Annotated in this window: 8 protein-coding genes; 7 read left to right on the top strand and 1 reads right to left on the bottom strand. The window is 70.8% G+C overall.

Annotated features, from left to right (window positions below; all coding sequences use genetic code 11):
• The 6 genes from WBL05_RS11480 to WBL05_RS11455 all read left to right on the top strand — a co-directional run.
• A partial coding sequence (locus WBL05_RS11480; RefSeq protein WP_424226048.1) for a type II secretion system F family protein occupies nucleotides 1-682 on the top strand: 682 nt, incomplete at its 5' end.
• Entirely contained in the window at nucleotides 675-1,586 is a 912-nt protein-coding gene (locus WBL05_RS11475) for a type II secretion system F family protein (RefSeq protein WP_424226046.1), read from the top strand. The genes WBL05_RS11480 and WBL05_RS11475, both read left to right, overlap by 8 nt.
• Before the next feature lie 51 nt (nucleotides 1,587-1,637).
• Entirely contained in the window at nucleotides 1,638-1,871 is a 234-nt protein-coding gene (locus WBL05_RS11470; RefSeq protein WP_424226044.1) for a hypothetical protein, read from the top strand.
• Nucleotides 1,840-2,220, top strand: a complete 381-nt coding sequence (locus WBL05_RS11465; protein ID WP_424226042.1) for a TadE/TadG family type IV pilus assembly protein — start codon at nucleotides 1,840-1,842, stop codon at nucleotides 2,218-2,220. The genes WBL05_RS11470 and WBL05_RS11465 overlap by 32 nt, the downstream gene beginning before the upstream one ends.
• A complete protein-coding gene (locus WBL05_RS11460; RefSeq protein WP_424226041.1) occupies nucleotides 2,217-2,636 on the top strand; it encodes a TadE/TadG family type IV pilus assembly protein in 420 nt (139 codons plus the stop codon). The genes WBL05_RS11465 and WBL05_RS11460 overlap by 4 nt, the downstream gene beginning before the upstream one ends.
• Entirely contained in the window at nucleotides 2,633-5,215 is a 2,583-nt protein-coding gene (locus tag WBL05_RS11455) for a LysM peptidoglycan-binding domain-containing protein (protein WP_424226039.1), read from the top strand. Before WBL05_RS11460 ends, WBL05_RS11455 begins: the two co-directional genes overlap by 4 nt.
• 17 nt (nucleotides 5,216-5,232) lie before the next feature.
• Here the strand turns inward: WBL05_RS11455 and WBL05_RS11450 are convergent, their stop codons facing one another.
• Nucleotides 5,233-6,576 (bottom strand): MFS transporter, encoded by a 1,344-nt coding sequence (locus WBL05_RS11450; RefSeq protein ID WP_424226037.1) that lies wholly within the window; start codon nucleotides 6,574-6,576, stop codon nucleotides 5,233-5,235.
• A 112-nt stretch (nucleotides 6,577-6,688) separates the two neighbouring features.
• On the opposite strand from WBL05_RS11450, the gene WBL05_RS11445 reads away from it, so the two are divergent.
• Complete coding sequence (locus WBL05_RS11445) at nucleotides 6,689-7,129, top strand: hypothetical protein (RefSeq protein ID WP_424226036.1); 441 nt, start codon at nucleotides 6,689-6,691, stop codon at nucleotides 7,127-7,129.
• The last annotated feature ends 140 nt before the right edge of the window (nucleotides 7,130-7,269 follow it).

The raw sequence follows: 7,269 nt of genomic DNA, 5'->3' as shown, positions 1-7,269 counted from the left end.
GGTCACCCTGTTCACCGGGTTCGTGCCGGCGCTGGTGCTGGCCCCGGCCCTGCTGGTGGTGCTGCCGGAACTGCTGCGCAACCAGCCGCTGCCAGAACTTGAGCTGTTGGAGGCGCTGGACCGGTGGGTCAGGGTGCTGACCGCGTCGGTGCGGACCGGCAAGTCGATCACCGACGCGGTGCGCTCCACCCGCCCACAACTGCCCGCCAGGCTGGTGACACCAGTGAATGCGCTGGTCGCACGGCTGGATGCCCGCTGGCCGCTGGCCGAGGCGCTGCAGCAGATGGCCGACGAGGTGGACAGTGCCGACGCGGATGCGGTGCTGGCCGCGCTGATCCTGGTCGGGGAACGCGGTGGGGTGGGCGCGTCCGCCACCCTCGGTGCGCTGAGCGACAGCCTGCAGGACCGGCTGCGGGCAATGCGCGAGATCAGCGCCGAACGGGCCAAGCCGATGGTGGTCGTGCGGCAGGTGACCGCGATCACTCTGCTCGCGCTCGGCGTCGGGTTCATCGTCGCGCCCAGTTACTTCGCCCCCTTCAACACCCCGCTCGGACAGGTGCTGATGGTCGCGCTTGGTTGCGCCTACCTGGCCTCGCTGGCGGCCCTCAGACGGATCGCCACCCCACGGCGGCGCGAGCGGATCCTCGTCCGGGTCGCCGGTGCGGAGGTGGGGCATGCCTGACCTCCTGTTCGCGGCCGCCATCACGGCGGCGGCGCTGCTGGCGGCCGGTGGCTGGGTCGTGGTGTGCGGATTGCTGCCCAGGCAGATCCGGCTCTCGGACGCATTGGACGTGCTGTCGCCCGATTCGTCGACTGCGTCGGCCGAGCCCGGGCCGGTCATGGTGGCAGACCCGAGTTCGCGGCTGGAGCTCGCCGGGGCATGGTTCTACCAGCACGCCCGGGTGCCGCTGCCCGCGTCCTCGATGCGCGCCCTGACCCTGCAGGGCCGCTCGATCGGCGACTACTTCGTCAACAAGTTGGTGCTCGCGATCGGCGGGTTGCTGGTGCCGCACGTGCTCGCCCTGGCGGTCCGGCCGCTGGCGGGTTCGATGGGCTCCATCCCGTTGGGCTTCGGTCTACTGTGTGGCGTGTTGGGCTGGTTGTGGCCCGACATCGCGATGCGCAACCAGCAGCAGCAGACCAACGCGGATGCCACGGAGGCGCTCAACACCTTCTTCGACCTGGTGGCGCTGGAGCGGCTGGCGAACCTGTCGGCCACCCAGGCGATGGAGGCGGCGGCCCGACTGTCCGATGTGCCCGTCTTCGTGCGGATCCGGGGCGCCCTGGAACGGGCCCGGCTGGAGCAGCGACCTCCGTGGTCAGACCTGCACCGGCTGTCGCGGGAACTGGAACTGCCCCCGATCGCCGACATGGCCGACGTGATGCGGCTGGACGACCAGGGCGCCGCCCTCGCCGGCGTGCTCACTTCACGAGTGAAGGAGCTCCGGGACGCCCACCTCACCAGCGAGCGCGCCCGCGCCCACCAGGCTTCGGAACGAATGACCCTGTGGATGTCCATACCAGTGGTCATCTTCGCGTTGGCGTTCCTCATCCCACCAATACTCACCATGTCCGGCGCCGCCTGAGCAGCGCCGGGAACAAGACCCCGTGATACCCACCACCCAGGAGGAATGAAAATGACCCACCCAGAACTTGCTGAACCGGGCCGCGGCGGCCGGTTGCGTCGTGGCTGGCACTGGACGATCGGGGCCGTACTGGCGCTGCATGACCGGCCGCTGCGCCGTGACGAGCGCGGACTGTCCCAGTCGACGGAGAACGCGGTGCTGCTCATCGGGGCCATCACCATCGCGGCCATCGTCATCGCAGCAGTGACCAACTATGTGCAGAGCAGACTCCAAGGCCTCGCCTGACCGGGGGCTGGTGCAGTCCACCCAGCTGGCACTGCTGATGCCGCCGCTGCTACTCGCGCTCTTCGCGACCGTGCAGGCCGGCATCTGGCTGGCCGGTCAGTCGACGGTGCAACAGGCCGCCATGGCCGCGGCCGAGCACGCCGCCCTCATCGACGCCAGCGCGGCGTCCGCCGAGCAGGTGGCGACCGGCGTTGCCAACCGTGGTGGACTGACCGGCGTCGGTGTGGAGGTCCTGGCCGGCGGTACCGCGGTCGAGGTGCGGGTAGCCGCCCAGGTGCCGGCGCTGCTGCCCGGGGACTGGTCTCAGGTCGGCGCGTCCGCTTACCGAGCCAAGGAACGTAGACCGTGAGGCAGCGCGGCATGGCCTCGGTAGAACTGGCGATCCTGGTGCCGATCTTCGGTCTGCTGCTGGCCGGCCTGATCGGCGGCTGGCGGATCGGTTGGGCGAGGGCGCAGGTGGTGGACGCCGCGGCTGCCGGTGCCCGGGCTGCCAGCATCCCGGCCGTGGCCGCCGAAGCGCGTCAGTTGTCCATCAGCGCGATCCAGTCCGACCTGGCGACGGTGGGCCTGCACTGCGCGAGCCTGCAGGTCGACGTTGACACCTCCGCCTACGCCCTGCCGCCCGGAGCGCCGGGCGAGGTGACCGCGCACGTGACCTGCCAGCTCAACCTGTCCGACCTGATCGCACCCGGACTGCCCGGCGCGACGGTCATCTCAAGCGCGGCCAGCGAGCCGCTCGACATCTTCCGGGAGCGCACACCATGACTGGCTGGCGAAGAGTGCTGGGCGCCATCGCAGCGCTGCTGGTGGCAGGCGCAGTAGTGATTGGTGGCCCATGGGCCCTGATCCGGTTCGGCCGCCTGGCGGCCTTCACCGGTCTCGACTGGCCGGGGCTGCTCACCACCGCGGACGATGGCAGTCTCGTGCTCGGCGTGATCACGGTGATCGGCTGGCTGGCATGGTCGCTGGCAACCCTGTCGCTGCTGAGCGAACTGCTGGCGACGCTGTCGCACCACCGGTGGCAGATCGGGATTCCGGGGACCAGTGTGTTCGCCCCGGTCAGCTCGGTGCTGATCACGGCCATCGTCGGCCTGGTGGCCAGCCAGGTGGTGACTCCGGCAGTCGCCCACGCCAGCCCGAGCCAGCCGCCCGCACCCCAACCGGCGGCGACCAGCGTGGGCGAGGACGCCGCCCAGGAGCAGCAGGGCACCGAGCGGTCAACGCCCGGCCGCAGCCACCTGGTACAACCCGGCGACGACCTGTGGACGCTCGCCGAACGGTATTACCAGGATGGCTCGCGCTGGCGGGAGATCGCGGCCGCCAACGACTCTGTGCTGCTGCAGTCAACCGACCACCTGGAACCCGGGATGCTGTTGGCGATCCCGAACCCGTCGGCCGCCGCCGACGACCAGGTGGTCGTCCAGCCCGGGGACACCCTGACCGGCCTGGCGGCGGACCACCTTGGCGACCCTGGCCGGTGGGGGGAGATCGCCGATGCGAATCCCGGCGTGATCGCCGAGCCGGACGCCATCGACGTCGGTTGGGTACTGCAGATGCCGGGCCACGAACCGCGCACCGAGCCCGAGTCGCCCACCCGGGTCGAACCGGTGTCCGCGCCGGTGAGTAGCCGCGTCGTGACATCCTGTCCCGTGCCACCCGACCGGTCGTCGGCGGACGAGTCGGCCGAGGAGGCCGAACCGACGCTGTGGCGTTCGGCTCTGCCGTCCTTCTTCGGGACCGCACTGGCGGCCGGGCTGGCCGGCGCCTACGCGCTACGGCGGCGCCAACAACTGGCTGCCCGTCCGCTCGGACGACGCCTACCTCCGCTGCCCGAACCCGCTGCCGCCGCATCGGCAGCCCTCTCGGCGGCGCAGCAGGAGCAGCTCCGAACTGCTACCGGACAGCCGCCAACCCGCGTGCCGCTCGGTGAGCGGGACGCGGAGACCATCTGGTGCGACGTGGAACGCAACGCCGTCACCTGGCTGCAGGGGTCCAACGGCGACGATTTGGCAGTCGGTGCCCACCTTGCGCTCACCCTCGCGTCCGCGACCCCCGACACCGCGATCACCGTTGTCGCAGCAGGGTCCAAGTTCGGCTGGCTGGCGAGTCTGGACGAGCCGCGGCTGGTCGTGGTCGACGAGGTGGCGGACGGACTGCGCATGCTGCGCGACGTCCTTGCGGAGCGGGCCTCGAACCTGCCCGACGGCATGGGCATCGAGGGGTTGCGGGCCGACCCCGCGTTGGGCGAGGTTTGGGCGCCAATCGTCGTCGTCACCTCGCAGGCGCCCGAGCTGCCGCTGCCCGCCGCGTTGAGCGTGCTGGGCGCCAGCGTGGTGGTCTGCGGCGGTACCGAACCCGCGCCCAGCGCGGGTGTCACCGTGGTGATCCACGGCGAGCAGGGCGAGCTGCCCACCGGGGAGGTCTTCCGTCCCCACGTTGTGACCCCGCCGGCGCGCCGGGTCCTGACCGAACTCTTCGAAACCGCGAACCTGACCGATTACCCACCGGCGCCCTGGTGGGACGAGACCCCGGACGCGGAGCTGCCAGTTGTCCTGCCAGTGGCCGCCTGGCCCGGATCTGTGGAGGAATTGCCAGTGGCCACGACCGTCGACAGTGAACACCCGGTCCTCAAGCTGCTCGGCCCGGTCGAACTGGTGGGCGCCCGCGGCCCGCTGCCCACCAGGGCCACCAAGCAGTGCGCGGAGTACTGCGCCTGGCTGCTCGAGAACCCCGGCGCCAGCGCCGGCGCGATGACCCGCGCCCTGATGGTTGCCGACCCGACCCGTCGGTCCAACATGAGCCGGCTGCGCAGTTGGCTGGGGGCCGACGACAACGGCGCGCCCTACCTGCCCGACGCGTACAGCGGGCGGATCATGCTTCACCCGGGCGTCACCTCTGACTGGGAGCAGATGCGCTTGTGCCTGGGGCCGGGGGTCAACCGGGTCAACGACGCCACCCTGATCGAGGCCCTCAGCATGGTACGCGGCGCACCCATCGCGGACGCTGCACCCGGCCAATGGCACTGGGCCGAGCAGTTGCGCTCGGACATCTCGGCCACCATCCGGGACGCCGCGGTGGTGCTGAGTCGCCGGGCACTGGACGCCGGTGACCTTCTGCACGCCCAATGGGCCGTCGAGACGGCACTGCTGGCCAACCCGGACGACGAGCTGCTGCTCGCGACCCAGATCAGGATCGCCGACACCAGGGGTGACCGCGCCAAGGTCGACGAGCTGGTGCTTCGGCTGACCCGCCGCGCCCGGATGCTTGGTATCGACCTGGCCGAGGAGACCGTCACCTGCCTCCAGGAGGTGGTCGAGGGCCGCGCCCGGCTGCGCCGCGCCTGACCGGTCACCGGGCAGGCTCAGGGTCGGTTGCCGGTGTGCCGCCCCTCGGCCAGCACCGTGCCCCGGTTGTAGGACGCCGCCCGGCCCCGGCTGAGCACGGCGAACAACGCTGCGAGTAGCAGGTACCCGGCGGCCAACGCGAACATGGCCGGGGACGAGACCCCGTCTGGCGGCAACGTCGCCGCTGCCACCACCGCGCCGACCACGAAGCCCAGGTTGTTGATGATGTCGTAGATCACCATCACCCGGCCGCGCGTCCGGTCACCGATGTGCGCCTGCACCACGGTGTCACCGCAGATCTTCACCGACTGCAGGCACAACCCGAGCAGGAACCCGGCGACCAGCAGCGCCGGTCGCGAAGGTGCACCGGTCGGGATGAGTTGCGCGGCGCTGGCGGCGGCCAGGCTGACCAGCAGGGTGAACCGGACGCCGAACCGCGCGGCCACCGGCGTCACCAGCAGCCCGGACAGCGCGAAGCCCGCGCCGGAGGCGAGGAACCACACGCCCATCTGCACCATCACCGACTCGAGGTTCTCGTCAGAGCCGAAGTGGTGCCGGTAGAGCAGGATCACCATGGTCATCAGCAGGCCGTAGCCGACGCGGGCGCCGAAGACCATCGAGACACCGGTGAACGCCGGCCGGGCCAACCAGAGCTCGCGGACCCCGACCGACAAGCCGGTCCAGACATCCGCCCAACTGCTGCGGACAGCACCGGCACGCGGGCCCAACCGGCGTCCCCCGAACCGGGCAGCGACCAGGGCCGAGCCGGCGAACATCACGGCGGCCAGCAGGAAGAGCAGACCGCCGGCCCAGCCGGCCGGCAGCATCCGGCCGGCCGCCAGCCGCAAGCCGCCCGCCAGCAGACCACCGACCATCCCCGACAGCGGCCCGAGCATCGGCATGATAGCCGCCGCCTCGAGGTATTCATTGGCCGCCACGGTGTGCGGCATCCCGGCGCCCAGGGCGGCCAGCTGCAGGCGGTTCAACCCGAGGATCAACAGCAGCAGGCCGTACAGGATGAACTGCCGCGATCCGGCGACCCCGCCGCTGACCACCACGACGAAGGTGACGATGGACAGCAGCAGGCGGGTCAGGTCGCACACCACGACGATGCGCTGGCGGGGGAACCGGTCGAGGATCGGGCTGACGAACGGGCCGACCACCGAGAACGGCAGCATCACCAGGGCGATCACCGCGGCGATCGCCCAGGCGTCGGCCTGCGATTGGGGGCTGAACAGGATGTACGCGGCCATCCCGACCTGCACCACCGCGTCACCGCTCTGGGACAGCAGCCTTACCGCCACCAGACGCCGGAACGCCGGGTGCCGCAGCAGTCGCGCCAGCCGGCGCAGGGCATCCACGAGGCACCATGCTAGGGCTCGGCGCCCCGGCAGCCATCCAGCCGTTGACTTGCGCTGTTGCCAGCACAGCAGGCTCGGATAGCGTGGACGCATCCCGGCGAAGGGCGGATTGATGTCGGAACAGCCAGCGGATCGACGGCGCGCCGACGCGTTGCGTCGCGCGGAACTGGCCCGCACTGCGGCGCAGCGTGATGCGGCCGCGGCACAGCAGTTGATCGACCGGTTCATCGCCGAAGCCCGGGCGCGCGGCATCGACCCGGAACCGCTGCGCATGCAGTTGTCCGGCGGCGGCACCGCACGCACCGACAAGTTGGGCTGGTACATCAAGAACAGCCAGACGGTCGCCATCGGTGAGGACGGCGGCTACTACATCCTGTCCATGCCCGGCGGCCTGCTGAAACGGTTCGGAGTGATCAAGCTCACCCCAGTCCAGCCCTCGTTGGAGGTCAGTCGGGGCGGCCGGGACGGCGAGACCGGCGACCTCGCCGATTTCCTGGCCAAGCGGCTGGGGCTTCCGAGCGCCTTCGACGATCGGCAGGACACGCTGGGCTGACGGCCGGATTGACGGCTCTTCAACCTTGAGGTGGGGGTGAGCGCGACACGCCAGAGCGCGGGGTGAGGGTGGTTGGGGGTCGAGGCCTTCAGGATCGGAAGCGTCTGTTCAACCTGACCGGAAGGCCTCGACGTGTCCGA

Source organism: Brooklawnia sp. (assembly GCF_049651565.1).
Classification (GTDB): Bacteria; Actinomycetota; Actinomycetes; order Propionibacteriales; family Propionibacteriaceae; genus Brooklawnia.
Note: the sequence above shows the minus strand (reverse complement) of the source record. Positions and strands in the feature narration are given on the sequence as shown.